Annotated in this window: 17 protein-coding genes and 1 pseudogene; 8 read left to right on the plus strand and 10 right to left on the minus strand. The window is 65.3% G+C overall.

Going from position 1 to position 24,393, the window contains the following annotated elements; genetic code table 11:
- Window positions 1–398: 398 nt before the first annotated feature.
- Together QX039_RS18995 and QX039_RS19000 are read left to right on the plus strand one after the other, a co-directional pair.
- Window positions 399–1,085 (plus strand): peroxiredoxin, encoded by a 687-nt coding sequence (locus QX039_RS18995; protein ID WP_315737796.1) that lies wholly within the window; start codon window positions 399–401, stop codon window positions 1,083–1,085.
- A 105-nt stretch (window positions 1,086–1,190) separates the two neighbouring features.
- On the plus strand, window positions 1,191–2,549 hold the full coding sequence (locus QX039_RS19000) for a peptidoglycan DD-metalloendopeptidase family protein (RefSeq protein ID WP_315737795.1): 1,359 nt from the start codon (window positions 1,191–1,193) through the stop codon (window positions 2,547–2,549).
- Here the strand turns inward: QX039_RS19000 and QX039_RS19005 are convergent, their stop codons facing one another.
- The gene (locus tag QX039_RS19005; RefSeq protein ID WP_315737794.1) at window positions 2,550–3,716 is read right to left on the minus strand and encodes a trans-sulfuration enzyme family protein; all 1,167 of its coding nucleotides are present in this window, start codon (window positions 3,714–3,716) and stop codon (window positions 2,550–2,552) included.
- Window positions 3,717–3,965: 249 nt separating this feature from the next.
- Window positions 3,966–5,093 (minus strand): pyridoxal phosphate-dependent aminotransferase, encoded by a 1,128-nt coding sequence (locus QX039_RS19010; RefSeq protein ID WP_315737793.1) that lies wholly within the window; start codon window positions 5,091–5,093, stop codon window positions 3,966–3,968.
- Between the two features lie 107 nt (window positions 5,094–5,200).
- Here QX039_RS19010 and QX039_RS19015 point away from each other — a divergent pair, with 107 nt between their 5' ends.
- A complete protein-coding gene (locus QX039_RS19015; RefSeq protein ID WP_315737792.1) occupies window positions 5,201–6,637 on the plus strand; it encodes a PLP-dependent aminotransferase family protein in 1,437 nt (478 codons plus the stop codon).
- 207 nt (window positions 6,638–6,844) lie between these two features.
- On the opposite strand, the gene QX039_RS19020 is transcribed toward QX039_RS19015, so the two are convergent.
- Window positions 6,845–8,092 (minus strand): LysM peptidoglycan-binding domain-containing protein, encoded by a 1,248-nt coding sequence (locus QX039_RS19020; protein WP_315737791.1) that lies wholly within the window; start codon window positions 8,090–8,092, stop codon window positions 6,845–6,847.
- 440 nt (window positions 8,093–8,532) lie between these two features.
- Between QX039_RS19020 and QX039_RS19025 the strand changes: the two genes are divergently transcribed.
- Both QX039_RS19025 and QX039_RS19030 read left to right on the plus strand, forming a co-directional pair.
- Window positions 8,533–9,705 carry a DNA (cytosine-5-)-methyltransferase gene (locus QX039_RS19025; RefSeq protein ID WP_315738310.1) on the plus strand — a complete coding sequence of 391 codons (1,173 nt, stop codon included), beginning with the start codon at window positions 8,533–8,535 and terminating at the stop codon, window positions 9,703–9,705.
- A 35-nt stretch (window positions 9,706–9,740) separates the two neighbouring features.
- The gene (locus QX039_RS19030) at window positions 9,741–10,118 is read left to right on the plus strand and encodes a very short patch repair endonuclease (RefSeq protein WP_315772259.1); all 378 of its coding nucleotides are present in this window, start codon (window positions 9,741–9,743) and stop codon (window positions 10,116–10,118) included.
- Here QX039_RS19030 and QX039_RS19035 read toward each other — a convergent pair.
- Complete coding sequence (locus QX039_RS19035; RefSeq protein ID WP_315737789.1) at window positions 10,080–10,922, minus strand: hypothetical protein; 843 nt, start codon at window positions 10,920–10,922, stop codon at window positions 10,080–10,082. The genes QX039_RS19030 and QX039_RS19035 overlap by 39 nt on opposite strands.
- A gap of 798 nt (window positions 10,923–11,720) precedes the next feature.
- Between QX039_RS19035 and QX039_RS19040 the strand changes: the two genes are divergently transcribed.
- Entirely contained in the window at window positions 11,721–13,871 is a 2,151-nt protein-coding gene (locus tag QX039_RS19040) for a methyl-accepting chemotaxis protein (RefSeq protein WP_315737788.1), read from the plus strand.
- A 12-nt stretch (window positions 13,872–13,883) separates the two neighbouring features.
- Here the strand turns inward: QX039_RS19040 and QX039_RS19045 are convergent, their stop codons facing one another.
- On the minus strand, window positions 13,884–14,438 hold the full coding sequence (locus QX039_RS19045; RefSeq protein ID WP_315737787.1) for a DUF3124 domain-containing protein: 555 nt from the start codon (window positions 14,436–14,438) through the stop codon (window positions 13,884–13,886).
- Window positions 14,439–14,463: 25 nt separating this feature from the next.
- On the opposite strand from QX039_RS19045, the gene QX039_RS19050 reads away from it, so the two are divergent.
- Window positions 14,464–16,191 (plus strand): cation:proton antiporter, encoded by a 1,728-nt coding sequence (locus QX039_RS19050; RefSeq protein ID WP_315737786.1) that lies wholly within the window; start codon window positions 14,464–14,466, stop codon window positions 16,189–16,191.
- Between the two features lie 53 nt (window positions 16,192–16,244).
- Entirely contained in the window at window positions 16,245–16,880 is a 636-nt protein-coding gene (gene upp, locus QX039_RS19055) for a uracil phosphoribosyltransferase (RefSeq protein WP_315737785.1), read from the plus strand.
- Window positions 16,881–16,895: 15 nt separating this feature from the next.
- Here the strand turns inward: upp and QX039_RS19060 are convergent, their stop codons facing one another.
- From QX039_RS19060 to QX039_RS19080, 5 genes and pseudogenes are all read right to left on the minus strand, one after another.
- Window positions 16,896–17,819, minus strand: coding sequence for a DMT family transporter (locus QX039_RS19060; protein ID WP_315737784.1), 924 nt, complete (start codon window positions 17,817–17,819; stop codon window positions 16,896–16,898).
- 88 nt (window positions 17,820–17,907) lie between these two features.
- A pseudogene (locus QX039_RS19065) lies at window positions 17,908–18,813 on the minus strand (NAD(P)-dependent oxidoreductase); the annotation flags it as partial.
- Window positions 18,792–19,926, minus strand: a protein-coding gene (gene prfB, locus QX039_RS19070; protein WP_315737783.1) for a peptide chain release factor 2 whose coding sequence is annotated in 2 segments (ribosomal slippage) — window positions 18,792–19,856 and window positions 19,858–19,926 — 1,134 coding nt in all. Because the reading frame shifts where the segments join, the coding sequence is not laid out codon by codon here. The gene prfB and the pseudogene QX039_RS19065, both read right to left, overlap by 22 nt.
- 117 nt (window positions 19,927–20,043) lie before the next feature.
- Entirely contained in the window at window positions 20,044–22,551 is a 2,508-nt protein-coding gene (locus QX039_RS19075; RefSeq protein ID WP_315737782.1) for a penicillin-binding protein 1A, read from the minus strand.
- 214 nt (window positions 22,552–22,765) lie between these two features.
- Window positions 22,766–24,091 (minus strand): N-acetylmuramoyl-L-alanine amidase, encoded by a 1,326-nt coding sequence (locus QX039_RS19080; protein ID WP_315738309.1) that lies wholly within the window; start codon window positions 24,089–24,091, stop codon window positions 22,766–22,768.
- Window positions 24,092–24,393 lie beyond the last annotated feature (302 nt).

A 24,393-nucleotide genomic window follows, 5' to 3' on the forward strand; every position in this document is an offset into this window, starting at 1 on the left:
GGGCCCGATCCCCCAATGATCCCGTCACGCTTCGGCGGGAGCTGTCAACACGCCTGCCGGCGGTACGCCGGCGGCGCGGACGACGCGCGAAATCCCCGTCACCATACCCCACCGCCGTCAGGTTTGCCCACCTGCTCGCGCCAGCGGACCGGCGCCGCTCCACCGCCGGACGAAATTTTTGGTGGAGCGTCTGATCCGGACGGTACGAGAGTCGTCATTGCACTGTGCTCGACTGCGCTGGTGCTCACGCCTGCTGGTAGCCATGATCTTCCCTTCATCGCAAGAGGCGTGATCCCCTGCGCGCCGCGAAGCACGGATGCCAGATCGATCCCGGGACACCGGACAAGAACCGAGATACTTTCATTTTTGAGCCGCCGAAAGCGACGAAAGGAAGGCGTATGTCAAAGGAATCACAAAAGAAATCCTCCAACCCGGCGTCCTACGGGGCGATTGACGGGAACCGGCTTGCCACCGCGGCCAAGAAGGCCACCAAGAAGACGGCCAAACCGACATTGACGAAAGCCGCCAAGACGACCTCCGCAAAGACCGCGACGACCAAAGCCGCGCCCACCAAAACCGGGGCGGCGAAGGCCAAACCCGCGACGCCGGCTGCGGCCGGAACGGGCCTCGCCGAGGGCGCCAAGGCGCCCGCCTTCAAGCTGCCGCGCGATGGCGGCGGAACCGTCTCGCTGGCCGACTATGCCGGCCGGAAGCTCGTGCTGTTCTTCTATCCCAAGGCCAATACGCCCGGCTGCACCAAGGAGGCGATCGACTTCACCCGCCTGTCGAAGGACTTCGCCGCCGCCGGCGCCGCCGTGCTCGGCGTCTCCGCCGATTCGGTCAAGGCACAGGACAATTTCCGCGACAAGCACGATCTCGCCGTGCCCCTGATCTCGGACGAGACGCACGAGATGCTGGGGGCCTACGGCGCCTGGGGCGAGAAGTCGCTCTATGGCCGCAAGTTCCTCGGCATCATCCGAAGCACCATCCTGATCGGCGCCGACGGCCGCGTCGCCAAAGTGTGGCGCAACGTCAAGGTCGACGGCCACGCCGATGCGGTGCTGGCGGCGACGCGCGCGCTCTGAGAATGCGCCTGACGGCGTTGGCGGAAAATTAACCATGCAGAGGTCAAATCGCTCCCGTAAATGACGCCGCTGGAATGACGATCTCCGGCCGGCGCGGGAGTGCCGATGTCGTATCGTTCCGGCCATCACGCCGAATATCCCCAGCACCATCCTCATGATCGCGGGCACGCCCACCACCATCGGCGTGCACCCGTCAGCCATCCGGCGCAGGTCGCGGCCGCATCGCAGGGCGACTACACGCTGGTGCATGCCGGCAAGCAGGTGCGCATCGGCCCCGTGGTGTTCTGGATCGTGGTCGGCACCGTCAGCCTGCTCGGCCTCTGGTCGGCGGCGACCGCGACCTATTTCGCCTTCCGCGACGACGTGCTGACGCGGCTGATCGCGCGCCAGGCCGAGATGCAATACGCCTATGAGGACCGCATCGCCGAGCTGCGCGCCAAGGTCGACCGCGCCACCAGCCGCCAGCTGCTCGACCAGGAACAGTTCGACCAGAAGCTCGACCAGATTCTGAAGCGGCAGACCGCGCTCGAGGGCCGCGCCACCGCGCTGGGTAGCATGCCCGACGTCACCGGCTCGATCCGTCTGCCGGCGCGCGGACCCGCGGCAACCGAGTCGGCGCCGTCCGCGCCAAAACCGTCGCCGATCAGCGACACCGTGATCTTCACCGCGCCGCCGGATCGCGAGGCCCGGCTCGAATCGCGCAGCCCCGTGATGGCGAATGCGCAGCCGAACCCATCGACCAAGCTCGCCGGCGTCGACAGCGTGCTGACGCGGCTGACGCGCTCGCTCGACCAGGTCGAGGCGCGGCAGATCGCGATGCTGTCCTCGGCCGAGGAGACGCTGGAATCGAAGCTGCGGCGGATGCGCGGCGTCATCACCGACCTCGGCCTCGACATGGGTCAGATCGAGGCGGCCGCGCCGAAGGGCGGCATGGGCGGCCCGTTCGTGCCGGTCAAGCTCGGCGCCGAATCTGGTCCGTTCGAGCGTCAGCTCTACCGCATCAGCATCACCCGCGCCCAGGTCGAGAAGATGAACCGCGCGCTGTCGCTGGTACCCTATCGCAAGCCGGTCATCGGCGAGGTCGAGTTCACCTCCGGCTTCGGCGTGCGCTCGGATCCGTTCCTCGGCCGTCCCGCGATGCATACCGGGCTCGACTTCCGTGCTGCCACCGGCGATCCGGTTCGCGTGACCGCGAACGGCAAGGTGGTCAATGCCGGCTGGGCCGGCGGCTATGGCCGCATGGTCGAGGTCGATCACGGCAACGGCCTCTCCACCCGCTACGGCCATCTCTCCGAGATCAACGTCAAGATCGGCCAGCAGGTGAAGATCGGCGACATCATCGGCGAGGTCGGCTCGACCGGCCGCTCGACCGGCCCGCATCTGCACTACGAGACCCGCATCGACGGCGAAGCCGTCGACCCGCAGAAATTCTTGCGCGCGGGGATCAGGTTGAGCGCTGGCTGATCAGCCCGCCACCAGCGCATCCAGAAAGCGCGACAGGTCGTCCCACAGTTCGCCCGGCTCCTCGAGTCCGATGCTGAGCCGCACCAATCCTTCCGCGGCATTCCACGGCCGCACCGTGCGGTCGGCGACCACATCCATCGGCGCGATCAGGCTGTGGGTGCCGCCCCAGGAGGCGCCGATCGCGAACAGGCGGACATGGCCGAGCGCCGGATTAATTCGCGCCGTGAACTCCGGCTTGATCACCAGGCTGAACACCGTGCTCGCGGCCTTGAAGTCGCGCGCGAAGATCTCGTGGCCGGGACAGGACGGCAGCGCCGGATGCAGCACGCGCGCGACCGCCGGCGCGGCCTGCAGGCGCTCGGCGAACTCGCGCGCGACCCGGCCGGAATGCGCCATGCGCACGCCCATCGTCTCGATGCCGCGCAGCGCCAGCGCCGCCTCGTCCGGCGAGACGCCGATGCCGAGCACGCCGAGCACCTCCTTCAGCGCTTTGCGCAGGCCGAGATCCCCAACCGTGATCGAGCCGAGCAGCAGGTCGGAATGACCGCCGACATATTTGGTCAGCGCCTCCACTGCGAAATCGACGCCATGCGCCAGCGGCTTGAACAGCAGCGGGCTCGCCCAGGTGTTGTCGCAACCGGTGAGCACGCCCCGCGCCCGCGCGGCCCGCGCGATCGCCGGCACGTCCTGCACCTCCATCGTGCCCGAGCCCGGCGACTCCAGCCAGACCAGCTTGGTGCTGGCGTCGATGAGATCGGCGATCCCGGCGCCGATCAGCGGATCATAGACGCGATGCGCGATGCCGCGCGAGGCGAGATAATTGGCGCACAGATGCCGCACCGGCGGATAGACGTGATCGGGGATCAGCACGGTGTCGCCGGGCTTGAGCACGGCGAGCATCGTGATCGCGACCGCGGCCTGTCCGGACGGCACCAGCACCGTGCGCTCGCCGCCATGCAGCGCGGTGATCTGCGCTTCCAGCGTCCGTGTCGTCGGCGTGCCGTGCAGGCCATAGGTGTAGCCGTCGAGGCCGCGCGCGGCGCGCCCGGCAAAGTCCTGCGGATCGTCATAGACGATGGTCGAGGCGCGATAGGTGGGAACGGCCAGCGACGTGAAGCCGTCATGCGACACGGCAGGGTGCTGAACGCAGCGGGTGAGATCGTGCATGGACACCTCGTGAGACAATGCGTGCAGCCATCGTAACGCAAATGCGCGAGGTCAGGGGGTCGGTTTCGATAACCGAAACTGGGGAGTGACCGATCCAACTGAGAAGAGGCCCGCCGCTTGGCGAAAGGTCATCTTGGGGCACCGTCATTGCGAGGAGCGAAGCGACGAAGCAATCCAGAGTCGCACTCGCAGCCCTGGATTGCTTCGCTTCGCTCGCAATGACGGCTGATCGACCGCCATAACGGACGCCTATTTCAGCGCCTGTGAGACGCGCCGCAGCGCCTCGTCGAGTTCGGGCAACGCGAGCACGCCAAAGCCGAGACGGAATACCCGCGCCTCGTCGCCAAACCACGATCCCGGACCGACGCGAGTCTCGCGATCGGCCAGCTCGCGATGAAAGCGCGCCACCGCCGCGTCCTCGAACATCTCGCGCCTGAGCCTGATGCAGCACAGCGCGCCCGCATCCGGCCTGATCCATTCGAGCAGGCGGGCATGGGCGGCAACGAAGCCGGCGGTGCGCGCCAGACCCTCGGCAAGATGACGGCGCCGCTCGCCCATGATCCCGTCGAGATTCCGCAGGATCGATCGCGCGATCGCCTCATCGACGACCGAGTTCGATATCGTGGTGTTGAACTTGCCGAGCACGAGCTGTGCGCGCAGCGCCTCGTCCCGCGTGATCACCCATCCGGTGCGGATGCCCGGCGCGCCATGGCATTTCGAGAACGACGCGCAGCTGATGATGCGCCGATCCAGCGCGACGACGCTCGGACGCGGCTCCGCCTCGCCATGCACGGCCTCGCGATAGGTCTCGTCGACCAGCAGGAACGCATCGGGGCAGATCTCGTCCATCGCCGCGAGCACCTCGCGCAGCTCGGCATCGGACAGCGCCACGCCGGACGGATTCTGCGGCGAGGCCAGGCTGACCAGCCGCGTCCGCGCCGTCAGCAACGAGCGCAGGCGGCCGACATCGAGACGATAGCCGTCATCGAAATGCAGCGGCAGGTCGAGAACGCGCAGGCCCACCGACGCAAGCACGTTGCGCGCGTTGGGAAACGCAGGACGTCCGATCACGACCTCCGCGCCGGGCGCGCTGAGAACGAAGGCCGTCAGGAACAGCGCCTGCATGGCGCCGACGGTGGTGATGACGTCGTCAGCGCCGACACCATGTCGCGCGGCGATCAGCTCGCGCAGCTCGGGGTGGCCTTCGGTCGGACCATAGCTCAGCACAACATCCGTCAGCGCGTCGCCGAGCCCGTCCGCGAGCAGGTCGTCAAGCCCAAGATCCGGGCCGATGCTCTCGGCGAGATCGTAGCGGACCGGCTGCGAGGTCAAGCTGATGATGTCGTTGTACGGGAAACGGCTGGGCACGTGCGGCATGGCTGAGCTCCGAGTGATGCGCTCAAGCTACCGCCCGGGGGACTGGGGATGACAGATACAGAGACGCCCGATTGCCACCAGTACAGATTTGCGATTGGATGATCTGTATGGACCAGCGCACCCCGTCTTCGCCGCTCTACGAAGCCCTCGCCGGCCACCTCACGGCGCTGGTCGACGACAACGTCCTGCGTCCGGGCATGCGCGCGCCCTCGGTGCGCGCCTTCGCCGCCCAGCACAGCGTCAGTCTGACCACGGCGGTGCAGGCCTATCGCCTGCTGGAAGATCGCGGCGTGCTCGAAGCCCGGCCGAAATCCGGCTTCTACGTCACGCAGCGGAGCCACCGGCAGCGCGCGCTGCCGACCGCGTCGCAGCCGCCGCAGCGCGCCAACCCGGTGGCCGTCTCCAGTCCCGTCTTCAGCGTGCTCGCCTTTGCCGGCGACCCGACCTATACGCCGCTGGGCTGCGCCCTCCCGAGCGCCGGCCTGCTCGCCGCCGAGCGGCTCGACCGTCATCTCGCCCGCTGCGCCCGCGTCCATGGCCGCCACTACAACATCTACGCCGATCCGCATGGCGATGCCGAGCTGCGCGCGCAGATCTCCGCGCGCGCACTGCGCCTCGGCCACGCCGTGCCGCCCGATGGCGTCCTCATCACCAACGGCTGCACCGAGGCGCTGAACATCGCCTTGAGCGTCACCACCCGGCCGGGCGACGCGGTCGCGATCGAATCCCCGACCTATTTCGGCCTGCTCCAGGTGCTCGAAGCCCGCGGCCTGCGCGCGCTGGAGCTGCCGACCGATCCGACCCGTGGCGTCGACGTCGCCGCGCTCGACAAGGCGCTCGGCGCGCGCCGCGTCGCCGCCTGCCTGCTCGCCTCGAGCTTCAACAATCCGCTGGGCACGCGCACCGACGATGCCAGCAAGGCCGCCATCATCCGCGTGCTCACGCGCCACGGCGTGCCGCTGATCGAGGACGACATCTACGGCGACATCAGCTTCGGCGACGACCGGCCGCGCCCATTCGCCGCGATCGCCCCGAAGGCCGACATCATCCTGTGCAGCTCGTTCTCGAAGACCATCGCGCCGGGCTATCGCATCGGCTGGCTCGCCTCCAACCGCCGCCACGATCAGATCCTTGCCGCGAAGTTCGCGCTGTCGCTGAGCGGCGCGGCCTTGCCGCAGAAGGCGATGGCGGATTTCCTCGGCTCCGGCGGCTACGACGCCCATCTGCGGCGCATCCGCAAGGTGTTCGCCGCCAACATGGACCGCATGCGCCGCACTGTCGACCGCAGCTTCCCCAAGGAGACGCGGATGACCGACCCCAGAGGCGGCTTCGTGCTCTGGCTGGAGCTGCCCGCGGATTTCAATTCCGACGCACTTTATGACCACGCCATCCGCGAACGCATCTGCTTCGTGCCCGGCAGCCTGTTCACGGCGACATCAGATTATCGCAACTGCCTGCGGCTGAGCTGCAGCCACGACTGGGACGCACGCATCGAGCGCAGCGTCGAACGGCTGGGGGAGCTGGCTCATGAGCCGCTCGCCTAGACACCGTTTCCTGAGAGCCGGCAATTGATGGGCGGTGGAAGTCTGGCCGTCTCCACCCTCGCCATGCTCCGCGAAAGCGGAGCATCCAGTATTCCGCGGCAGAAGATGCGAACCGCGACGTCTCGGCGTACTGGATCGTCCGCCTTCGCGGACGATGACAGCGATGGTTCAATCATGGATCTGCGCGAGCGGTCAGTTCAGCCCCGCCTAGCGCTTGGCCGGCAGCACGAACACTTGGCCGGGATAGATCAGATCGGGCCGGCGGATCTGCTCGCGGTTGGCACGGTAGATGACCGCATAGCGCGTGCCCTCGCCGAGCAGGCGCCGGCTGATGTGCCACAGACTGTCGCCGCGCGACACGGTGATCGTCCTGGCGCCACCGCCGCGGGCGGGTGATGCCGCCATGTCCTTGAGGTCGGCCGGCGATGCCGCCGCAAGCTGCGTGCGCGCGCCTGGAGCGCTTGCGCTCGCGGGAGCGGCTGCGCTCCCCTGGCCGGCGGCCGCGGGCAGCGAGGCCGTGGTCAGCGTCTCCGGTACGTTCAAAGGCACTTCCGCGCGGGCCTGAACCGTGCCCGACTTGGCATCCACCTCGTCGAGCCGCAACCGGTCCTTGCTGCCCCAGGCGGCGTCCTTGATGGTCGCCGCGAGACGACCGTCAGCACCGGCAATGGCCGAGCTGACCAGGCGATCGTTGAGATAGAGCCGCACCGTCGCGCCGGGCCGGGCCCGTCCACTGACGCGCAGATTTCCGTTCGGCTCGAAGTCCACGGCCTCTATCGCCACGGCCTGAGGCGTCGCCCCCTCAGGCTTCGACAGCACGCGGGTCGGCTGGTCCGGCGCGATCAACGCGACCGTAGGCGGTTGCTTTCGGGCGTCGACCACGACGGCCACGCTCTGCTTGGATGACACCTCGCGGCCGTCGAGCTGCCGTGACCGCAGGGTCAGGTCGAACGCTCCAGCCGGCAAGGGAGGCGGAACCATGGAGAATTGTCCCGATCGATCGGCAACCGTTTGCGCATGCGGTTCGCCGTTGCGCAGCAGTTCGACGGTCGCGCCGGGCGCGGCCCGGCCTGCGACCACGGTCTCCCCCGAGGGCTCCACGCTGACCACGTCGAACGACGGCTCGTCGCTGTCGAGGGCGGCTGGCGCGACCGGCGCCAACAGCGCTGCCAGACCGCTAGCCTGTTGTCGGGCAGTCGCCAGCGCGGCCGCAGCTTGCTTCGCGCCGCCCGGGTCTGCCGGCTCCTGCTCCACCACCGCGCGGCCCGGAGCCGCTGGGGCAGACGCCGCTCGCGGTGCTGCAGCATCCGTCGGGCTTGCGGCCGACGGCTCACGCTTGAAGATCGAAAGGTCGAGACCGATACCAGGCGCCAGCACGATCGCGGCAGCGCCCGCCGCGAGCGCGGCCACGAAACCGCCTGCCCAAAACACGCCTCGACTGATTCCGGTGCTCATGCGTAGCTCCGTCCTGTTCGCGGCGAACACGGAGACGACGGCTCCGCCAGCAGGATGCTCGGTTCGCCCTTAGCATCATGTTCGCCGAAACGCCATCATTCGGCTGAACGGGCCCATGCTCGGCATGCATCCCCTTTAGCCGAATACCCCCACGCCATTTGCGTCCAAGCGGTTTGGCCGGCGGAGGCGTGAGAGCTACACGGTCTCGCCTCCGCATTTGGCTCATCTCTCTTTGCGCCGCCCGGAGTGTACAAGGTGACCCTGTCGAGGTCGCACCTATGAAACTGGCCAATTCTTTATCGAGGCATGATGCGGGTCTGCCGCGGAACGGACATGGGGATAAGCTGGGCATTTCAGGCTTTCCTGACAGAGAGGGGTTGAGAACATAATAAGAACTTGATATGGAGACGTAAGTACGATTCCTCAAACTAGGCTTGGAAGTGAAAGTAGCTGGCTTATTTGCCGGGGTTGGCGGCTTCGAGCGGGGCTTGGCCGCGGCTGGTCACGAACCAAGTTTGCTTTGCGAGATTTGGGAGCCCGCCAGGGCGGTGCTCGCGACGAAGATGCCGGACGTTCCGCGCCCGAACGACGTTCGTGAGCTGAAGGCGCTTCCTCGAGAGATCGACTTGGTGGTTGGCGGATTTCCTTGCCAGGACCTCAGCCAAGCGGGTCACACTGCCGGGATTGGCGGTGCACGGTCTGGGTTGGTCAGCGAAGTGTTTCGGCTTCTCGATTGTGGGCGCGTTCCCTGGGTCGTATTGGAAAACGTGTCCTTCATGTTGCAGCTAGATAGAGGGAGCGCGATGCGCACTCTGGTCGAGTGCTTCGAAGAACGCGGTTATCGTTGGGCCTATCGTGTCGTAAATTCACTCTCCTTCCTGCCGCAGAGGCGCGAACGCGTGTTATTCGTCGCCACGACGACGGATGTCGATCCGGCAAAGGTCGTTCTGGCAGATGAAGCGGAACCTGGCGTGTTGCCAACCGACCTCGATGCCTACGCCCACGGATTTTACTGGACAGAAGGCATCCGAGGACTCGGATGGGCTCCCGATTCGATCCCCACGTTGAAGAACGGTTCGACGGTTGGTATTGCTTCGCCTCCGGCGATCCTGCTTCCGAGCGGCGACGTGATAACGCCCGACATCAGGGATGCAGAGCGCCTTCAGGGATTTCCGGAGAACTGGACGCGTCCTGCCGAAGACATTGCCCGAGCCTCGATCCGATGGTCGCTAGTTGGAAATGCTGTGAGCGTTCCCGTGGCCAAGTGGCTTGGAAAGCGTCTCAACCGCCCCGGAAATTATGAGATGAAGCGGGATGCAGAAATGCCGGCGAACGGCCGATGGCCGAGGGCAGCACGTTTCGACGGTGATCGTCGGCATGCGGTTCAGATCAATGCGTACCCGAAATGGGAAGAGCGACCAGCTTTGACCGATTTTCTTCGGCATGACGGAAAGCTGTTGTCGGCACGTGCCACGCGAGGCTTTCTTTCGAGAACGGAACGGGCAAAGCTACGTTTTGCCGACGGTTTTCAGGACCGGCTTCGCGGTCATCTACTCCGCATGGAGGCGCGTGAGAACGTGGTTCAGCGAGGCTTTGCAGTCGCTGCGGAATGAAGCGAATACGTCTCACCCCTGAATCTTCTGCCCGGATGGCGCGTATAAGGCAGCGGGGGACCAAGATCGAGACGGAAGTTGCAGTCGTTCTCCGCGAGCTCGGGCACTATTATCGCAAGAACGTAAAGAAGCTTCCCGGAAGCCCGGACTTTGCCAATCGTTCGAGGCGCTGGGCAATCTTCGTCAACGGATGCTACTGGCATCATCATACGAACTGCTCGAAAGCAACGATCCCCAAATCAAATCGCGGTTTTTGGACTGCGAAGTTTCGTGACAACCGGAGGCGAGATGCGCGATCGGTTATCAGTCTTCGCAAGGCAGGGTTTCGTGTGGTCGTCGTGTGGGAGTGTCAGCGGGAACGAATTCGGAACAGACTAGCTAAGGTCCTTGAACCGCGTCGCGTAGATGCCTGAGAGCCGATTGATCATGCTCTCGTAGTGGTAGATGTCGCCTTTTTGAGGCGCTGGGTCTTTTTCCAGTAGTTCGACCGGTCTCCCGTCGTTCGCCATATCAACCACGACGATTGCGATCGCATCGTAGCCTACATCCCCGGCTTTCGAGCGACGCGGAAGCTGCTTAATCTTGCCGATGGCGAGCTCAGCATCTCGTGGCTGTTTGTGGTGGCTCCATTGCGGATCGGAATATCTGTTCTTCTTGTTGAGATCAGGGCTGAGATAGGTCTCTGCAACATTTACCATCGTAAAGGCGACCGCGATTGCCTGATCGCTCGCTCCATGGACCGTGAGGTGAGACGAGTTCAGCTCGTCGTAGAGCCGCGGAAGGGCGCGCTGGTGAGCGGTCATGCAAGCCTTCGCCTCCAGCGCCATCAATACCGAACCAACGGGCGCTCGCGTCAATTCTGGCAACGATTCGAACAATGACTGCTCTTGTGCCGACAATTCGATCTGGCAGTCCTTTGCGTAACTTGCCAAGGTGTGCTTGGTCCTCAGCCCGCCGGGCGTGCAGAGCACGAGGTCGAGATTCTTCTTCCGATCCTGAACGAAGTCCCGCATTTCGTGATTAATACCGAAACACACTGCGCCTTCTTCGACATGTCGTCTCAGGAGCGGTGTCGTTGCCATTAGGTCAAAGATCACGCCCCAACACGCGACCTTGGAGTGGCGATCACTGCGCGAATGATACTGCCAAGCGTTTCCGTAACTATCGGTCAGATTTTCCGACGAGAGCGTTCTGACGAGAATTGCAGGCCCATTCATTATTTGCCTTTCCGCGAAACCACTCTCATACCTGATTCCTCCATCAGGAGCCGCCTGCCAAGAGCAAAGCTGCAAACCAGGGTCTCCGCAACTTGCGGATACGTCCGTGCCCGACACCAATCATGCGCCAAATTCGCGGCTTTCGGCCGATGAGGTGTTCCGGTCGCACAGTCAACCCCAACTTTCCTCTTTCGCTTTTACAGAATTCGTGTATGATCCGGCCATCCCGCCTCGTTGCGAGGGGCGTACGCGTCGTCACGGACGTTGGGGCGGGTTGCGGTGGACGTGGGCTGCGATGCACGACGGGCATGGCCGCTCGCGGACGACGAAGTCGCGTGGTCCTGGCGCCCCGATGCTGGCGCTAAGTTCGTGCCGGTGCCGATAAAGTCACGGCGCGGATGACGGGGGCAAGAAAGCCCGGTCCCCGGGGAGATCGCGTATAAGTTGTTAAAACCATTGCGCAGGGAATGCCGGCTACGGCTTTGCCTGTGGTACCTGCCGCCTGCATTTTTTTCGCAGGCGGGCCATGGGTGAGGCCTTCACCCGGCATTCCCTGCGCCCTCGTTTCGAGGGCTCGCTGCCCGAAGCTCGGACGCTTATGCGTCACGAGGCATTTCGCATGCGGTATCAATTGCTGGTTGTTTGAGGCGGTGCCCAGCTCCCGCCCCACTGCAATGCACAACGCGTAGTCCTACGGTGCCCATCTTTTACGCAACCTTTAACGGATTGGGGCCTCTTGTTAGTTCCAAGGTTGGCATTCCGACACCAAATACGACTGGGCAGCTGGAGTTCATATCCGTGCGCAAGAATCTACCCGTCACGTCCAACGAATACCCGATCACCGACGAGACGCTGATCGTCTCGCGCACCGATCTCAAGGGCAAGCTGACCTATTTCAACGACCAGTTCGTCGACGCCGCGGGCTTTACGCCGGACGAGCTGATGGGCCAGCCGCACAACATCATCCGTCATCCCGACATGCCGGAGGCCGCATTCGCCAACCTCTGGGACACGCTGAAGCAAGGCAAGCCGTGGGCCGGCGCCGTCAAGAACCGCCGCAAGAACGGTGACTTCTACTGGGTGCAGGCGACCGCGTCGGCGATCCGCGAGAATGGCGAGATCACGGGCTACACCTCCATCCGCACCAAGCTGCCGGCCGAGCAGCGCGCCGAGGCCGAGAAGGTCTACGGGCTGCTGAATCAGAACAAGGCGCAGGGCTACGCGATCAGCGCGGGCGTCATCCGCCGCCGCTCGGTGTTCGACCGCCTGTCGCTGTTCACGGGTACGCTCAGGGCGCGCCTGACGACCTTGGCCGCGGTGCTGGGCGTGTTCATGCTGATCATCGGCGCGGCCGGCCTGCTGTCGACCCGCTCCACCAACGTCGCCATGAAGTCGCTGTACGAGGATCGCACGATCCCGCTGGCGCAATTGCTCGAGATCAACGATCGCACCTTGCAGAACATGTCGTCGCAACAGTCCGCGGCGGCGAACGGCAAGGCCGGAAAACCGATCGACGGCATCAGGGCGCTGGTGGACGGAAACAGCGCCAGGATCACCAAGGTGTGGGCCGACTACATGGCGAGCTACCTGACGCCGGAGGAGAAGATCGTCGCCGATGCCTTCGCGATCAGGCGCAAGGCCTATCTGGAGGAAGGCATCAGGCCAGGATTGGCTCTGCTCGAGCAGGGCAAGTTCGACGAGGCGAGCCAGCATATCGCCACCAAGGGGCATGATCTGTTCGAGGCCGCCAAGCACGAGCTCGACAAGCTCGTTCAGATCCAGGTGAAGGAAGGCAAGACGCTCTACGAGGAGGCCGAGAGACAATATCTGGTGGTGCTCGCGATCATTTCGGTGATGATCCTGGCGGGTATCGGAATCGGTGCTACGTTCAGCCTGCAGAGCATCCGCGCGGTGCTGCGGCCGCTCAAGGTGCTCAACGACGCGATGCAGAACATCAGCCAGGGCAAGCTCGACAACCGCATCCCGGTGGAGCGCGACGACGAGCTCGGCGAGGCGCTGCGCAACCTGCAGACCGTGCAGGCGATCGTCCGCTTCAACAGCGAGGAAGTGAAGGCAGTGCAGCACTCGGCCGAGGTCAAGCGCAAGGCCGGAATGAACAAGCTCGCCAGCGAATTCGAAAGCGCGATCGGCGGCATCGTGCAGACGGTATCTTCGGCGTCGTCACAGCTCGAGACGTCCGCCGGCACGCTGACCTCGAACGCGACGCGCTCGCAGGAGCTCGCCACTACCGTGGCCGCCGCGTCCGAGCAGGCCGCGACGAACGTGCAGTCGGTCGCCTCGGCCACCGAGGAACTGACTTCGTCGGTGACCGAGATCAGCCGCCAGGTGCAGGAATCGGCGCGCATCGCCAACGGCGCCGTCGATCAGGCGCGCACCACCAACGACCGCGTCAACGAGCTCTCGAAGGCAGCTGCGAGGATCGGCGACGTGGTCGAGCTGATCAACACCATCGCCGGCCAGACCAACCTGCTGGCGCTGAACGCTACCATCGAGGCGGCGCGCGCCGGCGATGCCGGCCGCGGCTTCGCCGTGGTCGCGTCCGAGGTCAAGGCGCTCGCCGAGCAGACCTCGAAGGCCACCGGTGAGATCGCCCAGCAGATCTCGGGCATCCAGGCGGCGACGCAGGAATCGGTGTCGGCGATCCGGGAGATCAGCACGACGATCGAGCGGCTGTCGGAAATCTCCTCGACCATCGCCGCCGCCGTCGAGCAGCAGGGCGCGGCGACGCAGGAGATCTCGCGCAACATCCAGGAGGCGTCGCGCGGCACCACCGAGGTCAATACCAACATCGTCGACGTCCAGCGCGGCGCCTCGCAGACCGGCTCTGCTTCGGGCAACGTGCTGTCGGCGGCGCAGTCGCTGTCGCAGGAAAGCGACCGGCTGCGGCAGGAGGTCGACCGTTTCCTCGGCAACGTGCGGGCGGCCTGAGCCGCCCCGCGCTCACCGCCCGGTCAGCCGGATCGGGCGGCCCTGACTGATGAAGGCGTAGTGGCCGGCGCCGATGCCGCCGACCATCAGCGCCTCGACGACGGGCTCGGCGATCTCACCGGTCGCGGCCCAGTCGATGACGAAATTGGCGCCCGTGCCGCCGCGGGTGTCCTTGATGGGCACGAAGACCTCGACGGTCGCGAACGGCCTCAAGGCGACGGGCTCGCGCAGATGCGCCTCCACCAGCGTGCCGGCCGTATCGTAATAGTTGATGCGCCGGACGATCAGCGGCCGCTGCTCGGAGGCGTTGTGGATGCTCAGCGTCACCGAGAAATCGGCCTGGACCCGGCCCGGGGTCATCGCGACGCTGGAATAGACGGGGACATAGACGGCGCCCGTGACCGTGACGGGCTCCGCCGGAACTGGCGTCAGCGAGCTCGCGAAAGCGGTGGTCACGTCGTCGGCGGCCTGCGCCGGGCCGGCCGCAGCAGCTGCGATGAGCAGCAGCGCGAATGCGCCGGTCCGGATGTGACAGATTGCGGGTTTCCTTGCGCGGCGGCACGACATAAGTTGCCGCCTCGGGGGTTGCTTCATGCATGAACTGATCGGCGACATCACGCTCTGCATCCTGTTTGCGTGGGTGCTTGGACTGGCAGCGCATAAATGGCGCCAGCCCTCGATTCTCGCTTATCTGGTCGCGGGCTTCGCCATTGGCCCCTTCGGCACCGGCTGGGTCAAGTCCCAGGAGTCGATTTCCGTGATCTCGGAGCTCGGCCTGATCTTCATGCTGTTCATGATCGGGCTCGAGATCGACCTCAAGAAGATCATCCGCGCCGGCCCGGTGATTCTCATCGCGGGCGGCGTCCAGCTGCTCGGCGGCGCCGCGCTCGGCATCCTGTTCTTCGTCGCGATCGGCATGCGGATGGGCGCCGAGAGCTACGACGCACTCTATCTCTGCGTCGCCTGCGCGCTGTCCTCGACCGTCATTATCGTCAAGGTGCTGTACGAGAAGCGCGAGCTCGACACCCTGCCCGGCCGTATCACGCTCGGCGTGCTCGTGCTGCAGGACGTGTTCGCGATCCTGTTCCTGGCGGTGCAGCCGAGCCTCGACGACCTCCATGTCAGCGTGATCCTGCTGTCGTTCGCCCGCGCCGGCACGCTGGTCGCGATCGCCCTGCTCCTCAGCCGCTACGTCTTGCCGCCGGTGTTCCATCGCATCGCGCGTACCCCGGAGCTGATCCTGCTCGGCGCGCTGGCCTGGTGCTTCCTGATCGGCGAGATCGCAGAAAGGCTGCACCTGTCACGCGAGATGGGCTCGCTGGTCGCGGGCGTCTCGCTATCGACCTTCCCCTATGCGCTCGACGTCACCGCCAAGGTCACGACGTTGCGCGATTTCTTCATCACGCTGTTCTTCGTCGCGCTCGGCATGACCATCCCGATCCCGACGATGTCCGTTGTCGGGCTGGCGCTGGTGATCGCGCTGTTCACGGTGGCGAGCCGGCTGCTCACCACGTTCACGCCGCTGTACATGATGCGGCAGGGCCTGCGCGCCAGCCTGCTGCCGGCGCTCAACCTTGCCCAGATCAGCGAATTCTCGCTGGTGGTGATCCAGACCGGAGCCGCCGCCGGTCACCTCAAGAACGGCACGTCGAGCGCGGCGTCCTTTGCCTTCGTGCTGCTCGCGGTGCTCTCGACCTTCGTCATCGTTCGCTCCGATCCGATCGCGCGGCGAAGCATCCCGCTGCTCAAGCGGATCGGTCTGCGCGACCTCGATGCAAGCAAGGACGGCGAGGCCGGCCATGAGGGCGGACACGGCGCCGGACGGCCGATCGTTCTCCTCGGATTCTTCCGCACGGCAAGCGCGCTGCTCAGCGAGATCGAGCGCAACCAGCCGGCGCTGCTGGAGCAGATCGGCGTGGTCGATTTCAATCCGGTGGTGTTTCGCACCCTGTCCGATCGCGGCATCCAGGTGACTTATGGCGACATCAGCAATGTCGACACGCTGGTTCATGCGGGGGTCGGCCAGGCCGAGCTGATCATCCTGAGCATCCCGGATTCGCTGCTCAAGGGCGCCAACAACGAGAAGCTGGTGCGGCACGTCCGCAGCATTAATGCCACGGCCAAGATCGTCGCCACCGCCGACCTGCTCGCGGACGTCAATGATCTCTACGACGCCGGCGCCGACTATGTGACGGTGCCGAGGCTCAGCGATGCGCAGGTTCTGCTCAACCTGATCCAGGACGCCAGCGCCGGGCTGTTGTCGGAGCGCCGCAACGAGGCCGAGGCCATGCTCGCCGATCGCCGCGAGGTGCTGCCATGAGGCCGGCGCGCATCCATCTTCCACAGAATCTCCGATCCCGCTGGACTTGAAGCATGGCAAACACGAACGTTCACGTCGTCGATCACCCGCTGGTCCAGCACAAGCTCTCGCTGATGCGCGAGCGTGACCGCTCGACCAAGGGCTTCCGTGAGCTGTTGAACGAGATCGGCATGCTGCTGGCCTACGAGGTCACGCGCGACCTGCCGCTCGAGCTGGTCGACATCGAAACGCCGATCGCGCCGATGAAGGCGCCGAAGATCGCCGGCAAGAAGCTGACGCTTGCGCCGATCCTGCGCGCCGGCGTCGGCTTCCTCGACGGCATGCTGGCGCTGATGCCGTCCGCGCGCATCGCCCATATCGGCCTGTACCGTGACCCGAAGACGCTGCAGGCCGTCGAGTACTATTTCAAGGCGCCGCAGGACCTGACCGACCGCACCGTGATCCTGATGGACCCGATGCTTGCGACCGGCAATTCGGCCTGCGCGGCGGCCGAGCTGCTGAAGGCGCGCGGCGCCCGCGACATCCGCTTCGTCTGCCTGCTGGCGGCACCTGAGGGCATCGCGCAATTCGAGAAGGAGCATCCGGACATTCCGATCTGGACCGCCGCGATCGACGAGAAGCTGAACGACCACGCCTACATCGTGCCCGGTCTCGGCGATGCTGGCGATCGGATGTTCGGCACGAAGTGATCGTGCGCGAGCGGTTCAGCAGGACGGTCGCGGCGAAGGACGAATGACGCTGAAGATGCGACCATCGATCACCAGCAGCGCACTCCCGATCACCAGCGCACCGCCGATCTCCCGCAACGAGATGCTTTCGCCGAGCACCAGCGACCCGAGCAGGATGGTCGTCAACGGGATCAACAACGTCACCAGCGTCACGTTGGTTGCACCGGAGCGGCGCAGGATTTGGAAGAACACGATATAGGCGAAGGCCGTCGACAGCGCCGCAAGCCCGATGACCGCGAGCCAGGTCTGCAGTCCGGGAATTGGAAGACGCCATGGCTGGTCGACGACAGCGGCGATGGCCAGCATCATCACGCTGGAAGCCGAGAGCTGGAAGGTGGCGGTCGCAAGCGGCGGCGAATGGGCGAGATGGCGGCGCACCAGCAGCGCGGCGATACCGTAGCTGAGGGACGCGCCGAGACCGAACAGAATGCCGTAGCCGCCTCCCGAGCCGTCGAGCCCCGGCCCACCTCGCAGGATCACGACGCCGATGAAGCCTACGACCAGACCCGCTGCCCGCCGGGCCGACAGCCTTTCCTCTCCCACGGCGGCCATCACCACGATCGTGAACAGTGGCGTCGTCGCATTGAGGACGGAGGCAAGGCCGGAGGTGATGAACGTCTGGCCGATCACGATCAGGCAGAACGGCACGACATTGTTGAACAGCGCCACGGCGAAGAACGGTCGCCAGCCGGCACCCCCCTTGGGAAAGCCGAGCCCGCGCAGTCGCAACGCCGGCAGCAGGATCGCGGCCGCCAGCACGATGCGCAGCAGCACCAGGGTCAGCGGCGGCAATTCCTTCAAGGCAAGGCCGTTGAAGATGAAAGATCCGCTCCACAGCAGCGACAGCAGGCCGAGCAGCCACCAATCCCGCGCGTTCATGTTGTCGTTCAGGGATGTCATCACCGCAGCCGCTGTTCGATGTCCGCGCGAACGTTGCAGATGAAGCGGAGCAAGGTCCACCCGCTTTCCGTTGGCGCTGACGCCCGCCCTAGGACGGATCCTTCGGCCGCGAAACCAGCTCGATCATGCGGCCTTCGTCCTCATCAGGCATCGCCGCCTTCGCCCGGGCATAAGAATCCACGGCCGCCTGGGCCATGACCGGACGCTCGCCGAGCAACTCCTCTGCAAGCTGCAGCGCATAGGCTGCATCCTTGTGACGAAGCGCCGCGGTGAAACTCGCGTCGGCGAAGTTGCGCGCGATCATGCGTGGCGCGTGGCGCAGAACTTGCGGGCTCGCCACGACCCCGCCCTTGATCGCCTCCAGCACGAGATGCATGTCGAGCCCGGCCTGCTCGGCGATCGCGAGGCCTTCGGCGAGACCTGCGATCTGCATCGCGCCAAGCAGGTTGTTGATCAGCTTGTAGACTGTCCCGGCGCCCACGGGCCCGAAATGGCGAATGGTCGAGCCGATCGGCGCCAGATACGGCCGCGCGCGGTCGAGATCGGCGGCGTCGGCGCCGACCAGCAAGGTCAGCTTGCCGCTCGCGGCCGCGTCGGGCAGCCCGGTCACCGGGCAGTCGAGATAGGTCACGCCGCGCGCATCCAGCTCGCGCGACAGGCGCAGCGCATGGTCGCGCGACACGGTCGAGCATTCGATCGCGATCGTGCCGACCCGCATGGTGGCCGCGGCGCCATCCGGCCCGAGCCACACCGCGCGCGAGGCGTCGTCATCAGCCACCATCGTAACGACCGCATCGGCATCGATTGCCGCATCAGCTGGCGAGGTCGACCAGCGCGCGCCGCGCGCGATCAGATCCTCCGCCTTCGCCCGGCTGCGATTCCAGACCGCGACGGAATAGCCTGCGTCGAGATAACGACCGGCCATGCCATGGCCCATGCGCCCGAGCCCGATGAAGGCAACGCGCGCCACGCTCAATCGACGTCCTCGATCGCAGCGCCTGGCGTCGTGCCGAACGCGCGCTGCGCCAGCGTCGCCGCCATGAACTCGTCGAGATCGCCGTCGAGCACGCCGGCGGTGTCGGACGTCTGCACGCCGGTGCGCAGATCCTTCACCATCTGATACGGCTGCAGCACGTAGGAACGGATCTGGTGACCCCAGCCGATCTCGGTCTTGGCCGCCTGGTCGGCCGCCGCTTTCTCCTCGCGCTTCTTCAACTCGATCTCATAGAGACGTGCGCGCAGCATGTCCCAGGCCTGAGCGCGGTTCTTGTGCTGTGAGCGACCGGCCTGACAGACCACGGCAACGCCGGTCGGGATGTGCGTCAGCCGCACCGCCGATTCGGTCTTGTTGACGTGCTGGCCGCCGGCGCCGCCCGACCGCATCGTGTCGACGCGGACATCGGACTCCTTGATGTCGATCTTGATGCTGTCGTCGATGACAGGGAAGATCTGCACCGATGAGAACGAGGTGTGGCGCCGCGCATTCGAATCGAACGGCGAGATTCGGACCAGGCGATGCACGCCGGCTTCCGTCTTCAGCCAGCCATAGGCGTTATGGCCGGAGATCTGGATGGTCGCGGACTTGATGCCGGCTTCTTCACCCAGCGATTCTTCGAGATACTCGACCTTGAAGCCGTGGGTCTCGGCCCAGCGCGTGTACATGCGCAGCAGCATCTGCGCCCAGTCCTGGCTCTCGGTGCCGCCGGCGCCGGCATGGACCTCGAGATAGGTGTCGAACTTGTCGGCCTCGCCGGACAGCAGCGCCTCGAGCTCGCGCCGCGCGACCTCCTTCTTCAACTCCTTGAGCGCATTCTCGGCTTCAGTGACGACCCCCGGATCGTTCTCGGCCTCGCCGAGCTCAATCATCTCGATGTTGTCGCTGAGCTCACGCTCGACCTTGCCAATGCCGGTCAGCGAATCCTCCAGCGAGGTCCGCTCCTGCATCAGCCGCTGAGCTTTTTGGGGGTCGTTCCAGAGATTGGGATCTTCGGCGAGCTTGTTCAGCTCAGCGAGCCTTGCCGTCGATGTCTCGACGTCAAAGATGCCTCCTCAGCAGCCCGACCGACTGCTTGATCTCTTCTACGATTTTCTCGATTTCGGCGCGCATGTCGCTCTCTTCAGGCCACGGCTCGAAGCGCCGCAGCATCATCTCTCACAGGGGGATGTAACGGCGCTCGGCGCAAAGCGCAATCGCTCTGCACCGCACCAGCACAGTTTCGCCGGTCTAGTAGAGGCTACCGGTACCCGGACGGATGATGAAGCTGCCCGCATCAGGCTGGCCGCCGCCCTGCGACGGCATCACACGTCCATCGGCGTCGGCGACACCGATGACCGAGTAGTTGTCCGGCGGCGCCGTACCAGGCTTGAACGCCTCCATGATGGTACGGCCGCCGTCGCCCGGGCTCGCCCGCATGCCGGTCTTGGCGTCGACACGCACCAGCTTGATGCCGGCCGGGATCTTGAAGGGCGTGGCCGGCTTGTCGGCCAGCGCGAGCTTCATGAAATCTTTTGCGATCGGCGCGGCCAGATGACCGCCGGTCGCGGCATTACCCTTACCGAGCGGCCGCGGCTTGTCGTAACCCATGTAGATCGCGACGGCGAGGTCCGGCGAGAAGCCGACGAACCATGCGTCCTTGGCCTCGTTGGTGGTGCCGGTCTTGCCGGCGATCGGCTTGCCGACCTCCCTGAGCACGGTTGCCGTACCCGCCTGCACCACACCCTCGAGCATCGAGGTGATCTGATAGGCGGTCATCGAATCCAGCACCTGCTCGCGGCGGTCGACCAGTTGCGGCTCGCTCTGATTCTTCCAGCCGTCCGGCGCGTCGCAGCCGCGGCACTCGCGGGCATCATGCTTGAAGATGGTGTGGCCGTAGCGATCCTGGATCCGGTCGATCAGCGTCGGCTTCACCCGGCGGCCGCCATTGGCCATCATCGAATAGGCCGTGACCATGCGCATGGCCGTGGTTTCACCCGCACCGAGTGCGTAGGACAGGTAATTCGGCAGTTCGTCATAGACTCCGAACCGTTTGGCGTACTCGGAAATCAGCGGCATGCCGACGTCCTGCGCCAGACGCACGGTCACCGTGTTCAGCGACAGGCGCAGCGCGTTGCGCAAGGTCGTGGGCCCGAGATACTTGCCGTTGGTAAAGTTTTCGGGGCGCCAGACCTGGCCACCCTGCCCCTGGTCGATCTCGATCGGTGCGTCGACGACCTGGGTCGACGGCGTATAGCCGTTGTCGAGCGCTGACGAATAGACGATCGGCTTAAATGACGATCCGGGCTGCCGGTAGGCCTGCGTTGCCCGGTTGAACTGGCTCTGGTCGAAGGAGAAGCCGCCGACCATCGCGAGCACACGGCCCGTATTCGGATCCATGGCAACCATCGCGCCGGACACTTCGGGCAGTTGCTCGAGGCGATACTGGCCTTCGACCGGATTGCCTTCCTTGTACAGCGGATCCGCATAGATCACGTCGCCCGGCTGCAGCACCTGGGCGACCGACGTCGGCACCTTGCCACGGCCATTGGCCGTCGCAGCCCGCGCCCATTTCACGCCGTCGAGCGTGATCAGGCCAGTCTGGCGCTCCTTGCTGACGGCGCCGCCGAGCTCCCGCGGCGGCTGGAATCCGATGCGGGCGGACTGGTCACTGGTCTCGAGCACCACGGCCATCCGCCACGGTGAGATGTCCGAGAGCGATTTGATGTCCGCGAGCTTCACGCCCCAATCGCCCGAAGTATCGAGCTTGGAGACAGGCCCGCGATAGCCCTGCTCCTGGTCGTACCTCACGAGTCCGGCGACCATGGCCTTGCGCGCCATGACCTGGATCTTCGGATCGAGCGTCGTCCGGACGGACAGGCCGCCCTCGTAGAGCTTCTTCTCGCCATAACGCTCGAAGATGTCACGGCGCACTTCCTCGGCAAAATATTCACCTGCAAAGATGTGGGCGCCGGTGTTGCGGCTCGCGATCGTCAGCGGGTCCTTGCGCGCCTTGTCGGCGTCGGCCTGCTTGATCCAGCCGTTCTCAAGCAGACGATCGACGACGTAGTTGCGGCGCTCGATGGCGCGGTCGCGATTCCGGATCGGATGCAGGCTGCCCGGCATCTTCGGCAGAGCCGCCAGATAGGCGGCCTCGGCCACCGTCAGCTCGTTGACCGACTTGTCGAAATAGACCAGCGACGCCGCGGCGATGCCGTAGGCGCCGGAGCCGAGATAGATCTCGTTGAGATAGAGCTCGAGAATCTTGTCCTTCGAGTAGGTGCGCTCGATGCGCATCGCCAGCAGCGCTTCCTTGATCTTGCGGGCGAACGACACCTCGTTGGTCAGCAGGAAGTTCTTGGCGACCTGCTGCGTGATCGTCGAGGCACCCTGCGGGCGGCGATTCGAGCCGAAGTTCTGGGCGTAGACCACGGCAGCGCGCGCCATGCCGGTGAAGTCGATGCCGCCATGCTCGTAGAAGTTCTTGTCCTCGGCGGCGAGGAAGGCGTTGATGACGAGCTTGGGAACCGCCTGGATCGGCAGGTACAGCCGACGCTCCCGGGCATATTCACCGACCAGCGAGCCGTCGGCCGCGTGCACGCGCGTCATCACCGGCGGCTCATAATCCTGCAGCTGGGAGTAATCAGGCAGGTCCTTGGAAAAATGCCAGATCAGGCCGGCCGCTGCTGCCACACCGACCAGGAACAAGACGGTACCGGCCGCGAACAGGAAGCCCAAAAACCGCACCAGAAAGCGCATCGGCGAATATCCGTTCCAACTCTTGTTTCGTCTCTCGGCTCGGACGCGGCGCACCCACGGGCGCTACCGCCAAAAATCACACGGTCGGCTGCAATGCCGCGTGACCCATGCCAGAGAAACGCACGGTCAAGCCTATCACAAGTCTGCCGAGAAGGAATCTTCACTGATTCCGGGTGCCTCGCAGCACGTTTATAGGGATGTTGCTGTGGCCAAACTAGGGCTTTGCGCGTACCGGCCCCGGCTTGTCCGGCCTGTCGGGGCCCGCATTGGCGATGCGCTTGGCCAGAAAGGCATCGATCGCCCGCGCCATTGCGTCCGCCGTGCGCGACCGCCATGCGTCGGAGACCAAGTTTCCCATATCGCCCTTATTGGAGACATAGCCGAGTTCGACCAGCACGGATGGCACGTCGGGCGCCTTGAGCACGCGGAAACCGGCCGATTTGAGCGGACGCTTATGCATATGCACCGCCGTCTTCATGTCGTTCATCAGCAGACGGGCGAACCGGTTGGAAAACGTCCGCGTTTCCCGGCGGGCCAGATCGATCAGGATGTCGGCCACGTCAGCCGGCTCCTCCGTCAGATTGACCCCGCCGATCTGGTCGGCGCGGTTCTCGGCCTCGGCCAGCCGTTCCGCCTCGACGTCGGACGCCTTGTCGGACAGCGTGTAGATGGTCGCGCCCTGCGCAGTGCCCTCACCTCGCGGCAGCGCATCGGCGTGGATGGAGACGAACAGCGCCGCCGACTGCTTCTGGGCGATGCGGACCCGGTCTCCGAGCGGGATGAAGGTGTCGTCGTCGCGGGTCATGACCACGCGGAACTTGCCCGACCGCTCCAGCCGGTCGCGCAGCGCCTGGCCGAAGGCGAGCACCAGATTCTTCTCCGGCACCTCCCCGCCCTGTGTGCCGTAGTCGACGCCACCATGACCGGGGTCGATCACGATCACGGGCCGGGTGTCCGGCGGGCCATCCGTCGGAGGGGGGGCGATGGCAACCGTGGTCGGCGGCGGCCGGACTGCCGGCGGCGCAGGGTTTCCTGCGACAGCGACCGACGCCGTCGCCGAACTCGAATCGGCAGGCCTGGCGGCAAGACGACTGTCGCTGCCGATGGCGCGGGCGAAGGTCGCCTCGTCGACCTCCTCCAGTTCGAGCACCAGCCGCGGCGGCTGACCGTTGGCGGCATCAAGCACCGTGGAGTTGGCGATTCGGGCCGGGCCGGTGAGATCGAACACGATGCGGGACCCACCGGGCATCACCATCCCATAGCGGAACGCCTTCACCAAACCCCGGCCGCTGGTCCCGGCTCCGGTGGGCAGATGAAAGCTGACCTGGGGCAGGTCGACGACGACGCGATAGGGTTCGCTGAGCAGGAAGGCTCGAAACGGCACCGTCCGGTCGAGATCGAGCACGAATCGAGTCTGTCGGGAATCGCCGGCGACCCGCGCATCGGTGGCGATCGGGAACCCGGGCCCGACCACGGCAGGCGGCACCTGGCCGACCGGCCCACTCTGGGCGCGGGCCGGAATGACGGCCGCACATAACATTTGCGTGACGCACAGCGACGCGCATCCCAGCAAAGAAAGGTAATTCGCCCGGCCAGCTGCCAAATCGATGCCTCCGCGGGATGGTCTTACCGCAACCAATCCCAGGGGTTAACCGCCAAATTTTGTCATTTTCGTTAAAGGCCACCGATTGTTGCGGTTCCGCGACGCTTCGCTTGCGCGACCTGACCATTCCTCGTATGTACGAAGGGCTGAAGGCTAATCCTTACTGCCGGTTGTGTCGCGTTCAACCTCCCGGTGAAACGCCGGAAGCTTCGTGATCGAGGTGCTCGGTATCGGGTCCT

The organism is Bradyrhizobium sp. SZCCHNR1043 (assembly GCF_032489675.1).
GTDB lineage: Bacteria > Pseudomonadota > Alphaproteobacteria > Rhizobiales > Xanthobacteraceae > Bradyrhizobium.